The organism is Paenibacillus sp. GSMTC-2017, assembly GCF_016019935.1.
Lineage (GTDB): Bacteria > Bacillota > Bacilli > Paenibacillales > Paenibacillaceae > Pristimantibacillus.
Genome location: NZ_JAECMT010000002.1, coordinates 357,926 through 373,635, shown reverse-complemented (window position 1 = coordinate 373,635; position 15,710 = coordinate 357,926). Strand labels below are relative to the sequence as shown.

The 15,710-nt window shown below is 40.7% G+C and carries 21 protein-coding genes; 20 read left to right on the top strand and 1 reads right to left on the bottom strand.

Annotated features, from left to right (window positions below; genetic code table 11):
• Positions 1 to 33 precede the first annotated feature (33 nt).
• From hisC to I6N90_RS09000, 5 genes are all read left to right on the top strand, one after another.
• Positions 34 to 1,125: a histidinol-phosphate transaminase gene (gene hisC, locus I6N90_RS09020; RefSeq protein WP_197935194.1), complete on the top strand. Its 1,092-nt coding sequence runs from the start codon at positions 34 to 36 to the stop codon at positions 1,123 to 1,125.
• A gap of 10 nt (positions 1,126 to 1,135) precedes the next feature.
• Complete coding sequence (locus I6N90_RS09015; RefSeq protein WP_197935193.1) at positions 1,136 to 2,227, top strand: prephenate dehydrogenase; 1,092 nt, start codon at positions 1,136 to 1,138, stop codon at positions 2,225 to 2,227.
• 461 nt (positions 2,228 to 2,688) lie between these two features.
• Positions 2,689 to 3,285, top strand: coding sequence for an RNA polymerase sigma factor (locus tag I6N90_RS09010; RefSeq protein WP_197935192.1), 597 nt, complete (start codon positions 2,689 to 2,691; stop codon positions 3,283 to 3,285).
• Positions 3,282 to 3,887, top strand: coding sequence for a hypothetical protein (locus tag I6N90_RS09005; protein ID WP_197935191.1), 606 nt, complete (start codon positions 3,282 to 3,284; stop codon positions 3,885 to 3,887). The genes I6N90_RS09010 and I6N90_RS09005 overlap by 4 nt, the downstream gene beginning before the upstream one ends.
• The gene (locus tag I6N90_RS09000) at positions 3,863 to 4,501 is read left to right on the top strand and encodes a histidine phosphatase family protein (RefSeq protein ID WP_332262431.1); all 639 of its coding nucleotides are present in this window, start codon (positions 3,863 to 3,865) and stop codon (positions 4,499 to 4,501) included. The genes I6N90_RS09005 and I6N90_RS09000 overlap by 25 nt, the downstream gene beginning before the upstream one ends.
• A 62-nt stretch (positions 4,502 to 4,563) precedes the next feature.
• On the opposite strand, the gene I6N90_RS08995 is transcribed toward I6N90_RS09000, so the two are convergent.
• On the bottom strand, positions 4,564 to 4,707 hold the full coding sequence (locus I6N90_RS08995; protein ID WP_232242806.1) for a hypothetical protein: 144 nt from the start codon (positions 4,705 to 4,707) through the stop codon (positions 4,564 to 4,566).
• Between the two features lie 279 nt (positions 4,708 to 4,986).
• Between I6N90_RS08995 and I6N90_RS08990 the strand changes: the two genes are divergently transcribed.
• The 15 genes from I6N90_RS08990 (at position 4,987) to bshA (ending at position 15,690) form a co-directional block, all read left to right on the top strand.
• Positions 4,987 to 6,165: a hypothetical protein gene (locus I6N90_RS08990; RefSeq protein ID WP_197935188.1), complete on the top strand. Its 1,179-nt coding sequence runs from the start codon at positions 4,987 to 4,989 to the stop codon at positions 6,163 to 6,165.
• Positions 6,166 to 6,224: 59 nt separating this feature from the next.
• The gene (locus tag I6N90_RS08985; protein ID WP_197935187.1) at positions 6,225 to 6,731 is read left to right on the top strand and encodes a gamma carbonic anhydrase family protein; all 507 of its coding nucleotides are present in this window, start codon (positions 6,225 to 6,227) and stop codon (positions 6,729 to 6,731) included.
• A 22-nt stretch (positions 6,732 to 6,753) separates the two neighbouring features.
• Positions 6,754 to 6,933 (top strand): IDEAL domain-containing protein, encoded by a 180-nt coding sequence (locus I6N90_RS08980; protein WP_197935186.1) that lies wholly within the window; start codon positions 6,754 to 6,756, stop codon positions 6,931 to 6,933.
• Between the two features lie 123 nt (positions 6,934 to 7,056).
• Entirely contained in the window at positions 7,057 to 7,479 is a 423-nt protein-coding gene (locus tag I6N90_RS08975; RefSeq protein ID WP_197935185.1) for a DUF2487 family protein, read from the top strand.
• Positions 7,480 to 7,720: 241 nt separating this feature from the next.
• Positions 7,721 to 8,251 (top strand): QcrA and Rieske domain-containing protein, encoded by a 531-nt coding sequence (locus I6N90_RS08970; RefSeq protein ID WP_197935184.1) that lies wholly within the window; start codon positions 7,721 to 7,723, stop codon positions 8,249 to 8,251.
• 16 nt (positions 8,252 to 8,267) lie between these two features.
• Positions 8,268 to 8,939, top strand: coding sequence for a menaquinol-cytochrome c reductase cytochrome b subunit (gene qcrB, locus I6N90_RS08965; RefSeq protein WP_197935183.1), 672 nt, complete (start codon positions 8,268 to 8,270; stop codon positions 8,937 to 8,939).
• Positions 8,940 to 8,958: 19 nt separating this feature from the next.
• Positions 8,959 to 9,819 (top strand): menaquinol-cytochrome c reductase cytochrome b/c subunit, encoded by an 861-nt coding sequence (locus I6N90_RS08960; RefSeq protein WP_197935182.1) that lies wholly within the window; start codon positions 8,959 to 8,961, stop codon positions 9,817 to 9,819.
• Between the two features lie 75 nt (positions 9,820 to 9,894).
• Positions 9,895 to 10,569: a DUF1405 domain-containing protein gene (locus I6N90_RS08955; RefSeq protein ID WP_197935181.1), complete on the top strand. Its 675-nt coding sequence runs from the start codon at positions 9,895 to 9,897 to the stop codon at positions 10,567 to 10,569.
• Positions 10,570 to 10,591: 22 nt separating this feature from the next.
• Entirely contained in the window at positions 10,592 to 11,470 is an 879-nt protein-coding gene (locus tag I6N90_RS08950; protein ID WP_197935180.1) for a sporulation protein YpjB, read from the top strand.
• A 92-nt stretch (positions 11,471 to 11,562) separates the two neighbouring features.
• Positions 11,563 to 11,898, top strand: coding sequence for a nucleotide pyrophosphohydrolase (locus tag I6N90_RS08945; protein WP_197935179.1), 336 nt, complete (start codon positions 11,563 to 11,565; stop codon positions 11,896 to 11,898).
• 56 nt (positions 11,899 to 11,954) lie between these two features.
• Positions 11,955 to 12,488, top strand: a complete 534-nt coding sequence (locus I6N90_RS08940; protein ID WP_197935810.1) for a tetratricopeptide repeat protein — start codon at positions 11,955 to 11,957, stop codon at positions 12,486 to 12,488.
• A 16-nt stretch (positions 12,489 to 12,504) separates the two neighbouring features.
• Positions 12,505 to 13,311: a 4-hydroxy-tetrahydrodipicolinate reductase gene (gene dapB, locus I6N90_RS08935; RefSeq protein ID WP_197935178.1), complete on the top strand. Its 807-nt coding sequence runs from the start codon at positions 12,505 to 12,507 to the stop codon at positions 13,309 to 13,311.
• A 39-nt stretch (positions 13,312 to 13,350) separates the two neighbouring features.
• Positions 13,351 to 13,773: a methylglyoxal synthase gene (locus I6N90_RS08930; protein WP_197935177.1), complete on the top strand. Its 423-nt coding sequence runs from the start codon at positions 13,351 to 13,353 to the stop codon at positions 13,771 to 13,773.
• A complete protein-coding gene (gene bshB1, locus I6N90_RS08925) occupies positions 13,773 to 14,465 on the top strand; it encodes a bacillithiol biosynthesis deacetylase BshB1 (protein ID WP_197935176.1) in 693 nt (230 codons plus the stop codon). Before I6N90_RS08930 ends, bshB1 begins: the two co-directional genes overlap by 1 nt.
• A 64-nt stretch (positions 14,466 to 14,529) precedes the next feature.
• Entirely contained in the window at positions 14,530 to 15,690 is a 1,161-nt protein-coding gene (gene bshA, locus I6N90_RS08920) for an N-acetyl-alpha-D-glucosaminyl L-malate synthase BshA (protein WP_197935175.1), read from the top strand.
• Positions 15,691 to 15,710: the final 20 nt, after the last annotated feature.

Genomic DNA, 15,710 nt, shown 5'->3' with positions numbered 1-15,710 from the left:
AATCACTTATGAAAATGATGAGGTGAACGGCGAATGCAGCCAAAAACGAATATCGTCCATCTTCCTGTTTATCAACCTGGTAAACCAGTTGAAGATGTAAAAAGAGAACTTGGTTTAAGTGAAGTCACTAAACTTGCATCTAATGAAAATCCATATGGCTTCTCGAACAGTGCAAAAGCTGCGATGATCGAAGAGGTAACCAATTGCAATATATACCCAGATGGAGCTAGCGTGGAACTAACAGCAGCTCTAGCAGATAAACTTGGTGTATCGCCAAGCAATCTTATTTTTGGTACAGGATCAAGTGAAATCATACTTATGACAGCCAGAGCTTTTCTCGTGCCTGGTGACGAAACGATTATGGCCGATGAAACGTTCTCGCAGTACAAACATAATGCAGAAGTCGAAAATGCGCAAATTATTGAAGTGCCATTAAATGAAGGCAAACACGACTTGCCAGCAATGTTAGCGAAAATAACGGATAAAACAAAAATCGTCTGGATTTGTAATCCTAACAATCCAACTGGAACAATTGTTACTCATGATGAGCTATCTTCATTTATGAAGGCTGTTCCGCCACATGTGCTCGTCGTTCTTGATGAAGCGTATGGTGAGTTTATCGACGATGAAAGCTATAGTGATGGCGTAAGTATGTTGAATGATTACCGTAACTTGCTTGTTCTTCGCACCTTTTCAAAAATTTATGGATTGGCAGCACTTCGTATCGGATACGGCGTAGGTCATCCTGATGTAATCGGATTTATTAATCAAGTACGTGAACCGTTTAATACTACTAGATTAGCTCAAGCTGCTGCAAACGCATCTTTGACTGACCATTCATTTATAGCTTCATGTCGTGAAAAGAACGCTGAAGGTATTCGTTATTTGACCCAGCAATTTGATCGATTGGGACTAGCCTATTTCCCTGCGTACGGTAATTTTGTAATGGTAGATGTTAAACGACCATCACCTGATGTGTTTCAAGCTATGCTTCAGCGCGGAATCATTATTAGATCACGCTGGACGCACTATCCGAATCATATTCGTGTATCTGTTGGGACCCCTGAACAAAACAATCTATTTATAGTTGCTCTAGAGCAGGTATTACAGGAAGTGACGGTGTAAATAAAAGGTTATGATCAATGTAGCGATATTTGGAGTCGGACTTATTGGAGGATCGATTGCGCTCTGTTTGAAAGGTAAGCCGGGAATTAATGTAATCGGATTTTCCAATCGTCAGTCATCCGTAGAGAAATATGTACAACGCGGCGTTGTTGATGTTGGGACAACTTCCATCAGGGAAGCTGCGGAGCAAGCAGATTTTATTTTCTTGTGTGTTCCTGTAGGCAATCTACAAGAGTATTTAGAAAAACTGAATGACTGTAATTTGAAGGCTGGTTGTATCGTAACGGATGTTGGAAGTACGAAGTCTTCTGTCGCTTCTTATGCAAAGTCGATGAACTTTAATCAAGCAATTTTTATTGGTGGACATCCTATGGCGGGCTCTGAGCGTACAGGCGTTGAAGCTGCTTCTTATCATTTGCTGGAGAACGCTTTTTATGTGCTGACTCCTGATGAAACAACGCCTCCAGAAGCTGTAGAAAGGCTTACGGAATTACTTTCGCACACTAGAGCAAACATCGTAAAGCTGGATGCAGATTCCCATGATGATATTGTAGGAGCGATCAGTCATCTACCACATATAATCGCAGTAGCACTTGTTAATCAAGTGCGAGGTTATAGTGAAAAAAATGATTTGTATGAATCGCTTGCTGCAGGAGGTTTCCGTGATATAACACGTATCGCTTCAGGTGATCCTACGTTATGGCGGGACATTCTCATTGACAATCGTACAGTCCTGATGAAACTTCTTAAGGATTGGAGTTTGGGGATGGATGAGTTCGTACGTATGCTAGAGGAAATGGATGGCAGTGCGATCGAAGATGCTTTCGCAAGTGCAGGTGCATTCCGAAGCAGGATGCCAGAAAGACGTAAAGGTATGATCCATTCCGTCTTTGATTGTTACGTCGACGTACCCGATCATCCTGGCATTATAGGAAGAATAGCTAGTGAACTCGGAAATCATCGGATCAATCTTAGTAATTTACAAATAATTGAGAGCAGAGAAGATGTTCCAGGTATTCTTAGACTTTCTTTCCGAAATCAGGAATACTTGGATCAAGCCATCGTTCTACTAGATGGGTTAGGTTATTCGGTACATCAATAGCAATTAGGAGATATATACTTCAAAACGACTTCATGCACTCCTAAAAGAGGGCATGAAAACGTTTGTTGACAAAATGGAAGCGTATACATATAATGAGAGTACAGTATGGTTTCTCTCCACTCCTATCCAATACCTATAGTGCTCAACATGAGCGCTAACCACTCCTCGGAGTGGTTTTTTTTTGACCACAAACCCACTCGATTTACAGGATATTGAAATATTATGATCCTTTTGTCGAAAGAAGCAGGAAATTGCTAATCGAAATCGAATACATTACTACTCGTGAATTTGTTTAATAAATGTTTCGGATGTTTATAGTTAACATAAATACTTGGAATTTATATTTAGATTTATCGTGTTCAAAAAAAGTAATGATAACGACCGCAACTTTTTGTTCTTGGATCAGTACAACGTACTATAGGATCCGGGAATGAATTGCAGGCGGGGGAGGTTCGCCTGTCATGACTGATTCCCAATTAATTCGTGAAATTAAGGATGGCAATGTCGAGCTGTACTCCGAACTGATGGGTCGGTATCAGCGTAAGATATTGGCATTTATCTTTCATATGTTAAAAAGTGCGAGACTTGAGCTTATGGCTGAGGACTTGTGTTCAGAGACGTTTTATAAGGCGTATCGAAGCCTACATTCCTTTCGTGAGATGGACGCTACATTTTCGACGTGGCTATATACAATTGCACGTAATACTGTGCTGAGTGAGCTGCGTAAACAAAAAGCGGCGAATGTATCACTTGATGAAGCGGGCTTTGAGCCTATTGCGGCATTGGATTCAGCACCAGAACATCGACTGCTAAAAAATGAACGAATGTCGATGGTGAGAGATGCAATTAACAGCTTGCCAGAGAAACAACGCTCGGCACTTATTCTTCGAGAATACGACCAGCTTGATTACCAAGAAATCGCTAATATTCTTGGGCAGTCGGTCAGTTCAGTCAAATCGCTGTTATTCCGGGCGAGAGCCAGTGTGAAGGCACAGCTGGAGCCTTATTTCGGACACATGCCGATGGAAGAGGAATTTGAGAGGATGAATACAAGATGAATTGTGAGAGTGCAGTGCTGAGATTCAGTGATTATGCGGAAATGTCCGATGATGATAACGAGAAGATGTTGCTTGAAGAACATCTGTTAGAGTGTGAGGACTGTGCACAGCAATTCGAATTTTGGCAGGAGAGCGAGTTACTGATCCGTCAATACTCTAATGAATCAGCTCATATTGGACCATCAGATCATGTTAATCGTACTGTAATGGAACGCATTTACATGGAGCAGTCATGGTATATGCCTATAGCAAGCAAAAGTTATCAATTTTCGAAATCATTTAGGCGGAATGTTGCGATACTAATTGCAGGATGCATGGCAATGTTTGCTTGTGCATTCTTTATCTTTTTATTTGAAAATAAAGAAGTGTCTTCTGAAGAAGAAATGAAACAATTAACGGGAATATTTGATGCTGTAAATGCTTCTGGAGATAGTCATGTATTGTCGGCTGGATATCATGCAGAAATACCTGTCGCAAGTATTAGCGATCCCTTTGTGTTGACAGTTGTCCCCTCTTTCCCTCAATATTATGTTGCATTGTCATTGCTCGGACTTGTAATGGCATTATTAATGTTGAATTGGTTGTCGAGGACACGCAACTGACAGAAGTATTTCTACTTACGGTTAGGAGAGAATTTGATTTGTTAATTGGTATCGTCAGACATGGACAGACAGATTGGAATGCAAAGGGTATTATTCAAGGACAGACGGATATTCCTTTAAATGAAGAGGGGATTAGTCAGGCTACCGCTTTAGCGGAGCGATTGAGTGAAGAGGACTCAATTTGGGATGCTGTTATCTCAAGTGACCTCATGCGCGCGCGTGATACAGCCGTAATAATAGCAGAAAAGTTAGGAATTCCACTATTAACGGCTGATACACGGTTCAGAGAACGCAGTTTTGGTCAGGTTGAAGGAACGACAGAAGCAGAGCGTGCCCAGCGATATGGATCTGATTGGCGCAAACAAGACGTGGGGATGGAAACAAACGAGTCGATTAGTGCTCGTGGTCTAGAAGCAATTGAAGAGTTAATGAAAAATGATGATGGACGCAATGTACTGATCGTATCGCACGGAAGTTTTATCGCACAGATGCTACAAACACTTTGTACTGATTTAGAGGATACTAAACTCGGTAATTTGTCTTATTCCATTTTGGAGAGACGCGATGATAGTTGGTTCCCTCTACTTCACAATTGCATGAGACATCTAGAGTAGCATCAAATGAATAACTTATCATTCATACATGTTCACAATAGTGCTAAAAGATACATGAATCATTATTTTTGACTAGCCACCAATAAGATAGTAAGCAATAACTCATCTGACAATTGTGTAGTAGTGTCTGAAGAGTTTGCTTCTATCTTATTTCTATTTTTAACTTGTTCCTCTGATTCTACTTGTTTAAGCGAAGTTCCCATCATTAACCCCTCCCTTTATCTCAAAATATGATCAACTTAGTAGTAAGACTGAATGAATCGAATTAATGTATGCCTTCAGTTTGGAATTGGTATAGTGGACTGTACATTTTCAATAGATTTGTACGAATGTCGAGTGTTTTTTGAATCATTCAAATTGAAATGTGAATTAAAAACACGAAATGTCCAATTAAAGTGTATGAAAATCAAAAAACGTCCAATAATGGTAATAAAACCTCGCTTTAGAAACTGGTAGTTGCCTTGGACTGCAGAAAGGGGAGTGCTATGAACTTATCGGATATGCTTAGTTATGCAGATATCGGACAGCTAAACAAAATTGCTGGTGTATACCGATGTGAGTGTAACGGTAATTCCAAAAACGAGTTGATCCAATCCATTTTGTCTCAAATCAGTCGTCACGATGTGTTTGATGAACAAATTAGCGGAATGAAACTTGAAGATTTACGGTTTCTAAACTCACTACTCTTTGAGTCTAGACAATCATATAGTCTTGAAGATTTAATTGCCCGAGTACAGCAAAGTAGATTCGGAGAAGAGAAGAAGGTACAAGTAGCTGTTGCAGAAATCAAAGTGAAAAAGAGTAAGAAAAAAGCACCTCTTCCACCAGCGCCACTTAGTCCGAGGGAAATTATCGCTAGGTTTAAACATCAAGGCTGGTTATTTAATGGGTTTACTGGTCCGAGCAGATATTTGTTTCAAGTTCCAAGCGACTTGAAAACTAGGTTCCGTGAAACGTTAAGAAGAAGGTTTGCTGAACAATTGCAATATACAGACGAACCACCGATATATCGTGATGAGCAAGGGTTAATAACAGACGATATAAAGCATTTTCTTCAATACGTTTACCAGAACGAGGTTCAACTTACTTCCGATGGTTCAATGTACAAACGGTTCCTCCAGCAAGTACTTGAGTTAATGGGAATTCAAGAAGAGCCCCCTGCAAAAGGTGCATGGCGATTTGGATATGGTCGTCATTTCAATCATTTCCCGGATCGGATCTCGCTTCTGTATGACTACTGTTTTAATGCAAAATATATTAGCGAGCAGGAAGATACGCTTTCAATTACTGATTTAGGAATAGGAATGCTACAGAAGCCTTTTGCTACTGAACTGGAATCACTATTTCGATATTGGCTAAAGCTTTATAAGATGCCTGTTACAAACTTGTTGTCACTCGTTCATTGGATTCATTCGCTCTCTGAAGAGTGGGTTACGGTAGAGTCCATCAAAAAAGTATTGAGTCCGTTTGTAAAACCATATTTTTACGACGATGTTGATTCTGTACTAGAAACAAGAATATTAAAGATGATGATGCATTTAGGGCTTATACGCGTCGGTGATCATCCGCTTTATGGGAAAGTCATACGAATGACGAAAGCGGGTAACATGATCATTAGCGGATGTGGACTACGTTTTGATGGGCATGGAGTCGTCCATCATTGACTTTAACGATACCGCTTGATAGAATCACTCCAATTATATCGTCAAGGAGATGATCCATCATGCTGGTGTCTTACAAGGGGATATTACCCAACATACATAATAGCTGTTATTTGGCTGAAGGTTCAAAATTGATCGGCAATGTATCGTTAGGGGAAAAAAGCACAGTTTGGTTTAATGCAGTGCTGCGTGGTGATCTTGCGCCGATACAAATCGGACATAGTTGTAATATTCAAGACGGTGTAGTAGGCCATGTTAATTCTAATCAACCACTCATTTTAGAAGATGGAGTCTCGGTCGGTCACAGCGCCATCATCCATGGATGCTCGATAGGCAGAGGCACATTAATTGGAATGGGGGCAATCGTACTTAACGGCGCAGACATTGGTGAATATGCTTTAATAGGAGCCGGTTCGATTGTTACAGAGAATAAGAAAATACCACCCTATACGCTTTCTCTCGGAACACCCGCCAAAGTCGTAAGAGAGTTGACAGAGGATGATTTGCAACGCATGAGAAGGACGATGGAGAGCTATGTGACGAAAGGAATCGAATATAGGATCTCTTAACGCCGGTGTGGAGGTGTATCCTATGGATAAGATGAAAGTAAACTATGAAGCAATGCTAGGACTGGTCGCAGAACTAGTACTTGATGAAGCAGTGCTAAAATTTCAGACAAATCAATTAAACAGTGCAATAGACAAAGCGTTGGCATCAGGTGATGAGGATACGTTCCACAGACTCGTCAAGCAATTGAATGAGTTGAAATAACAATAGGATAAGAAGCTTCCAAACTGGAATAGGACTTAATTGTCCAAGTCTAGCATTCGGAAGCTTTTTTTTGTAATATATAGGGATTGGAATGCGATTATATGTTGTACGGGAGAGGGTAAGATGAAATTTAGTGATATCTCAAAAGAAAAATGGGACGAGTTGCAACCGTATTTAGATACTTGTCTTCTTCCAGTCACTGGAATGAACGGACTTGAGACTCCGTATGAAGCGACACAATGTTTAGAGAATTTAAGAGATATTATGGATCTTGTAGAACTTCCATTTAAAGGACGTATCGTTACTTTTCCCGCATGTCATTACATGCCTGGGGAGTCTAGTTTTGAATCTGCAATTGAAGAATGGTGTAGCAATCTTAAACGAACGGGATTTAAATATGTTGTCTTAATAACTGCAAAAAATGGATTAACATTTGATTGTCAAAGTGCGGATTTAGTTGTTCAACCACAAGTGGATGGAGCCTTGCCTACACAGGAGGAAGTGTCGGACAAAATTAGGTCCCTCTGGAGCGGAAAAAATGTATGATATTGGTTGTATTGCCGTATAAATCGTCAACAAATGGGGGAAAACAAATGCCATAGCAGGTCAATTGTGACAAAATCCTAACAAATTGTTGAACGTTATTTCCATAATGACGCAAAAATCGGGCCATATTCTTGACGCTCCTAAGCACCTAGGCTATTATAAGTTATGTCCTAGTTCGTCATGTGTTTTTGCTGTGCGGCAAGACGCAAGATATGGTTGGCAAAGGGGGTTAGAACAGAAGATGAGTAATCATGAACAACACGAGACGGAGCATCGACCGGTTCAGCGCAAAGAAATGTCCCGGCGTCAATTTTTGTCATATACGCTTGGCGGAACAACTGCCTTCATGATGGGTGGCGCGGTATTGCCGATGGTACGTTTTGCAGTGGACCCGCTGTTAGTGAAAAAGGGCGAAGGCAATTTGGTTAAAGTTGTAGAAGAGAGCAAGATTACAGCTGAACCTCAAGAGTTCAAATTCAAAATTCATCAAGTTGATGGATGGTATGAAAGTGAGCCTGAGCTTGTAGCTTGGATCTCAAAAGGTGCAGACGGCAAAATTTTTGCACTCTCACCAGTTTGTAAGCACTTAGGTTGTACGATTTTCTGGAACACAAATGGAAAGAACGAATACGATTGTCCATGCCACGACGCACGTTATTCCGTCGATGGGAAAAACTTGGCAGTCGCAAATTCCCCACTAGACGAATACGAAGTAAAAGTTGACCAAGGATTTGTTTATCTGGGACCAGTCATGCCGAATACTAGAAGCTAAGGAGGGCGTATTGCAGATGTTTAAAAGCGTATACAACTGGATTGACGAACGTCTTGACATTACGCCGCTTTGGAGAGATGTGGCAGACCATGAAGTGCCGGAGCACGTTAACCCAGCACATCACTTTTCCGCATTTGTTTATTGTTTCGGTGGATTGACGTTTTTTATTACTGTCATTCAAATTTTGTCAGGTATGTTCCTGACGCTGTATTATGTGCCAGATATTATTAACGCTTATGCGAGCGTTGACTTCTTGCAACACCAAGTTGCATTTGGTCAAATCGTACGTGGCATGCACCATTTTGGTGCCAGTTTAGTAATTGTAATGATGTTCCTACATACTCTACGTGTATTTTTCACCGGTTCCTACAAAGCACCTCGTGAGATGAACTGGGTAGTCGGAATGTTGATTTTCTTCATTATGTTAGGCCTAGGATTCACAGGTTATTTGCTTCCTTGGGATAACAAAGCTTACTACGCAACTAAAGTAGGGGTTGAAATCGCAGCATCCGTTCCAGTTATTGGGTCTTACATCGCTGACTTCCTTTACGGGGGCGATATCGTAGGTGCGCAAACGTTGACTCGCTTCTTCGCGATTCACGTATTCTTCTTGCCAGGCGCATTGATCGCAATGTTGGCAGCGCATTTCTTGATGATTCGGAAACAAGGTATTTCAGGACCACTTTAAGCGAAGGGAGGGCTCTTAGATGGCTCATGGTCACAAATCGAACGAGAAAGTGGTTTATGTCGGCGATACTCGTGTCAAAAAAGGCTTGGGTGTTCAAATACCGCCAGACTATACATCATTTCCGGGAAAATCGGAAGCCTTTATTCCTAACTTTTTGCTTAAGGAATGGATGGTCGGCTGCGTAGTGCTTGTCGGCTTCCTAGTTTGGGTAATTGCAGAACCAGCACCGCTTGGTTATCCTGCTGACCCGACGAATGCGGCTTTTATTCCGATGCCAGACTGGTACTTCTTGTTCTTGTATCAATTTTTGAAATATCCATACGTTTCACAGGAGTACATCCTACTCGGAACGATAGGTATACCAAGTATTATGTTCGGCGGATTGCTACTAGCTCCTTTCCTTGATACAGGTAAAGAGCGTCGTTTCTACCGTCGTCCAATTGCTTCTTCTCTTATGTTCCTTTCGCTTGCAGCATGTGTATACTTGACAGTTGTATCATGGGATCATTACCAACATATGCTTGAGAAGAATGGACAAACTCCTGAGCATCACGTTCGTGAAGAAAAAGCTCGGGAAGCTCACGAAAAAGGTGAAGAACGTCCTAACCCACTTAAGAAAAAGCCAGTTGCAGCAATCATTGAGCCAAACGATCCAATCATGGAAACGGTTAAATCTCAATGTATGGGTTGCCATGCAACTGATTTGAGTGGAGGAGGCGGACCAGCACTACTAGGTGTTGGTAGCCGTTTGTCTAAAGAAGAAATTGTTACTACGATTACGAATGGTCGTGGTGACGGAGCTATGCCAGAGTATGGCAGCAAGCTTTCTACTGAAGAGATTGATCAATTAGCTACTTGGCTAACGAAACAAACGCAGTAGTCGTTTCTGTATACAATAATTAGATAAAAACCTGATCGTATTATACGGTCAGGTTTTTTTTGAAAGGAAGAGCTAATGAATCCTTCTTTTTTCTGGAGTCGCAGTTTCCTACTTAACCGTACATTTTTGTGGTTACTGTTTATCGTTAACTTTGCAGGCACGATCTACGGATATATGTGGTACGAAAGTCAACTTGTTTGGACAGTAGCTAATAAACCAGGATGGATGATACCTTTTGTTCCTGATTCTCCAACTTCGAGTTTATTTTTTTCGGCAGCGGTATTGTATCTATTGTTTCCTTTAAAAAAACCATCAAAGATTGCTGAAAATGCAAGAGTTATTATAGAAGCATTGGCAGTTGTTTGCTCAGTGAAATATGGTATTTGGGCAGTAGCCATGATCGTTATAGGTGCTGCACAGGGTGATGTACTGAATTGGACGCATTATATGCTCATCATTTCACATCTCGGTATGGCTTTTGAGGCGTTGCTGTACTTCCGATTCATGAAGGCTGGAACAGCTGCACTAACTGTTGCTCTAACTGTCCTGATCATTAATGACACAGTAGATTACACATTTGATGTGTATCCTGGACTGTCAAGTGAACTAGAAGACGATATTACTCCGATTAAGTGGTTTACCTATAATTTATCGCTTTTAAGCTTTGCTGCAGCTTTTATCGTTATGCGGTTCAGAAATAAAAAAGATGACATATCCAATAATGGTATATCAACAAACCTTCCTTCATAGATTGTCCTATGGGGGGATGTCCATGAAATCGCGAGTTATTATTCCTTTCGTCATCTGTCTTTTCATGACGTTTGGAACTGCTGGAGCTGTATGGGGCAGCGCGAGCCCTGAAGGAAGTTTAATCTATATGTTTTCCGATAGTCCATATCAGGAGCTGTACCGTTTAGATGAAACGGCTACAGCATTATATAATGCTGCTTATCAAAATAATCGACAAGTGGCTTTTGCCGAGTTGCAAAAATTGCAGAAGTATTTGGATAACGATATGCTTAAAATCTATGGAGAGTCAGGTGGATGGTTGGCATTGACTAATGATGCGAATACCATTGAAACTGCGCTTTCTAATGGTGTAAAGAATTCTCAATGGATAGAAAATGCTGTACGTATTCGATTAGGAACAGACGCACTTATAAATGGGAAACGTGGTTTGTGGTTGCAATATGAGAGCTTGTTAGTCGAAGACATGGCATCTGTTCACCAAGCATGGAAAAGAGGGTCGAGCAACAATATTATTGCTGCCAAGGCGGTGATGAAAAGTGTGTCTTTACATGCCGATAGGATCGAACCTGCTGCCTTGCTTGCAGGAGATTCAATTAGAATGAATGAACTAGAAGAAAGAATTGGATACATAAATCGTTTATTAGAAGCACGGAAGTCGTCAAAATATGATAGTGAAGCCGATAAAAAGATTGAACAATCTATTGAAGGAATTGACATTGCGATCAATGGAATATTCCAATCTTATGAAGAGGCTTCAGCAAATCCAGTAATTGCGATACCATACAGACCTAGTCCATTAAAATGGATATTTTTTATTGGAGCAATTATTTCCGCTGTTCTAACTTGGACAGGCTGGAGGAAGTATAAACAACACCCATATGGTGTAAAATCGCTAAAATAATACTTACTTCTTGAAAGTGAAAAATATTGATTTTGAAGAGCTCCTTGCGGTAACATAGTTGTAAGGTTAATGATAGAAAGGGAGCTTATTGAATGTCAGATAAATCATTGTCAGATATACAACGCGAAGTTGACGACTACATATCGCAGTTTAAAGAAGGTTACTTCAGTCCACTGGCGCTTATGGCTAGAATGACTGAAGAAGTTGGTGAACTAGCTCGTGAAGTTAATCATTATTACGGCGAAAAACCAAAAAAATCCGATGAGGCAGAAAACACTGTTGAGATGGAGCTTGGCGATATTTTGTTTATATTATCTTGCTTTGCAAATTCTCTTCAAATTGATTTAACTGAGGCCCATAATAAAGTAATGCATAAGTTTAATACGCGTGATGCAAATCGGTGGACGAAGAAAAACGAAGAACTGTAAGCAAGCTCCCTACATATGCTGTACCATGAACCCCTGTACAAGGAGGATGGGCACATATGGATGGGGAAAGTTGTATTAGAAAAGCATATGAACTTATTTTTCATAGCGATTTTGAAGGTGCGATTATTTGGTTTGAAAAAGCAATTGAACTGGAACCAGAAAATGCAAGCTATTATCATAAATGTGCTGTCTCATGCGCGAGAAGCGGTAAATGGTCTAAAGCTAAAATATATAGCGATGTTGCAGAGAAGTTGGAACCAGACAACGAAGAATTTCGATTTCACTCAGGTGTTATACAAGCAAAGTTAATTGTTGCAGAAGTCAATGGCTTGCTAAACGATACGCCGCCTAATTTATCACTTGCAGCTGAACGTTTGCGGTTTGCGGTTATGCTAGATCCATTATGTTTTGACGCATTTTATACGCTTGCTCTCGTATGTTCTACTGATGGTCTGCTTGATGAGGCAATCGAACATGCGCGCGAAGCGTTAAGACTTGATCCACAGCATTCGACTGCCCGCAGATTATTTGCGGATATTAGTCGAAAGCGGAGAATGGAACGTATTCGAACAACGACAAGAAGAAAATAAGGATAAGGTGATAATCATGTCGACACAACCTATTAGAGTAGCAATAACAGGCGCAGGCGGAAGAATGGGAAGAGAAGTTGTGAAGATGGTGCTAGAGGATGAATCGCTGCAACTTGTTGCTGCAGTTAATCCTTCGTCCGGTCCAGTAGACGCTGGAATTTTTGCTGGTAAATCGAATACGGGTGTCATTGTTAGTTCTACGCTTGAAGAAGCGCTAAACGGAACTAAAGCTGATGTACTCGTTGATTTTACTGTCCCTCAAGCTGCGTACAGCAACACAAGAACCTCTATTGAATATGGTGTTCGTCCGATTATTGGGACAACGGGGTTTACACCTGAGCAGATCGAAGAACTGGACGAGCTTTGTAAAGAAAAAGGAATCGGTGGTTTAATTGCTCCAAACTTTTCGATTGGTGCAATACTAATGATGAAGTTTGCTGCAGAAGCATCCAAATATATGCCTAATGTAGAGATTATAGAATATCATGGAGATCAAAAGCTTGACGCACCATCGGGTACTTCAATTAAAACAGCTGAGCTTATTTCACAAGCACGTCAAGAGCTAAGACAAGGTAATCCGAAAGAAGAAGAAATTATTGAAGGTGCAAGAGGCGGATATTATAATGGTTTCCGTATACATAGCGTAAGACTTCCAGGTGTTTTTGCACAGCAGGAGGTAGTATTTGGTGGTTACGGGCAAACTTTAAAGATACGTCATGATTCTTATGATCGAGCTGGATACATGCCGGGCGTCAATGTAGCTGTTAAGAAGGTAATGACGTATACTGGATTAGTATATGGCTTTGAACATATCATGGATTAGCACAGGCTTCCTAATCAGACAGCAGAAGAGGGGAACGACATGTTGAACATTGCATTTATCGCACATGACCGTAAAAAAGATGAGTTAGTTAATTTTGTTATAGCTTACGAACATGTATTTATACCTCATACTTTATTTTCTACAGGTACGACTGGGACAAGAATAATGGAGCAGACAAGCCTATCCATACATCGGTTTATGTCAGGTCCACTTGGTGGAGACCAACAAATTGGCGCGTTAGTAGCGGAAAATGTGATGGATCTAATCATTTTCATGCGAGATCCTTTAATGGCACAACCGCATGAACCAGATATTATTGCATTGTTACGTCTCTGTGATGTACAAGGCATACCTGTAGCAACAAATATTGCAACAGCTGAGGTACTTGTGAAAGCAGTTGAACGCGGGGATTTTGCATGGAGAGAGCTTGTCCATAAATATAAGCCAGGAGCGTTGGAATAATGGAACCACTAGATATTCTTGTGTTCGGTGCCCATGCGGATGACGCAGAAATCGGTATGGGCGGCACGATCGCTAAACATGTAAAAGAAGGCTATCGAGTAGGAGTTTGTGATTTAACGTTTGCAGAGATGTCTTCTAATGGCACCGTGGAGCTAAGGCAGCAAGAAGCTGCTCATGCGTCCACGGTGCTTGGTCTTTCCTCCAGATCTAATTTGGGGCTACCTGATCGTGGATTAGTCCACAGTCGAGAGACGATTGAAGTAATCGTAGAAGAAATACGTCGGTTACGTCCTCGAATCGTATTCGCTCCCTATTGGGTCGATCGGCACCCGGACCATGTCCAGACGAGTAAATTGATTGAAGAAGCTGTATTTAACGCAAAGCTACGTAATTATATGCCTAATATTCCCGTTGTGAATGTAGAACAATTGATCTACTATTACATAAATGATGTAGAGGCGGTTAATTTAACTGTAGATATTAGTGAGGTGTATGCGACTAAACAAGAAGCACTTAGAGCATATCGTTCGCAATTTGATCCCTTTGCAACTAACAATTCTGTTGCAACTCCACTAACAAACGGATATTTGGAGCGAGTAGAATCAAGAGATTCTTTGTTAGGTGGCAGTAGAGGTTGTGCATATGCAGAAGGTTTTGCAATAAAACGTCCATATAACGTTTCATTATTTTAACAAATAGTACAAGCTCCATAGAATATACTAGAGTGATACCACTTGAGTGGGAGGTGCAGCCAGAGTGACAAAAAAACTAAAAATAGGTATCACTTGTTATCCGACATTAGGAGGATCAGGTGTAGTCGCTACTGAGCTAGGTAAATTGCTTGCTGAACGTGGGCACGAAATTCATTTTATAACTCATAGCATTCCGTTCCGACTAGGGAAATTTCATAAAAACATATTTTTCCATGAGGTAGAAGTTAACGATTATTACGTATTCCGTTATCCACCTTATGATTTGTCGTTAGCAAGTAAGATGGCTCAAGTTGCTAAGATGCAAAAGCTAGATTTGCTACATGTGCATTACGCAGTTCCGCATGCTGTTTGTGCATACTTAGCTAAAGAAATGATCGGTGATGGACTTAAAACAGTGACAACGTTGCATGGTACTGATATTACGGTGCTCGCGCAAGATGAATCGTTAAAAGATCTCATTCGTCTAGCCATACACAAAAGTGATGCTGTTACGGCTGTTTCCAAAGATTTAATTCAAGAAACAAGACATTTATTAGATATTATGACACCTATTGATCTGACTTATAATTTCGTTGATAAACGTGTTTATTATCCGAGGGAAGTTAAGTCGCTTCGAGCTGACTTTGCTGAGCCGGATGAAAAGATATTGATGCATATTTCCAACTTCAGACCAGTCAAGCGTGTATGTGACGTTATTGACATTTTCGAACGAGTTTCCAAGCAAGTACGCGCTAAGTTGTTATTAGTTGGAGAAGGACCTGAACTTTCGAAAATGCAATATCGAATCAAAAGTTTAGGGTTAGAAGATCGTGTACATTTCCTTGGTAAACAGGAAGATGTGGCTCAAGTGATTTCATTAGCAGATATATTACTTCTTCCTTCGGAAAAAGAAAGTTTTGGACTTGTTGCCTTAGAAGCAATGGCTTGTGGAGTTCCGACTATTGGATCTAATGCCGGCGGTATTCCAGAACTCGTCACACACGGGGAAACAGGCTATTTATCGGCAATTGGTGATGTTGAAGAGATGTCAGCAAATGCGATTAAATTACTGACTAATGAGGCGCTTCATGAGTCGTTCAGACAAGCTTGTCTTCATCGAGCAAGAAATACATTCTGTAATGATTTAATTACAGTTCAATATGAGAAGATTTATTACCGAGTTCTTGGTATTGAAGCTGACATTCCAGAGTTGGTATGTGAATAACTGATGATCAGAACTACAAC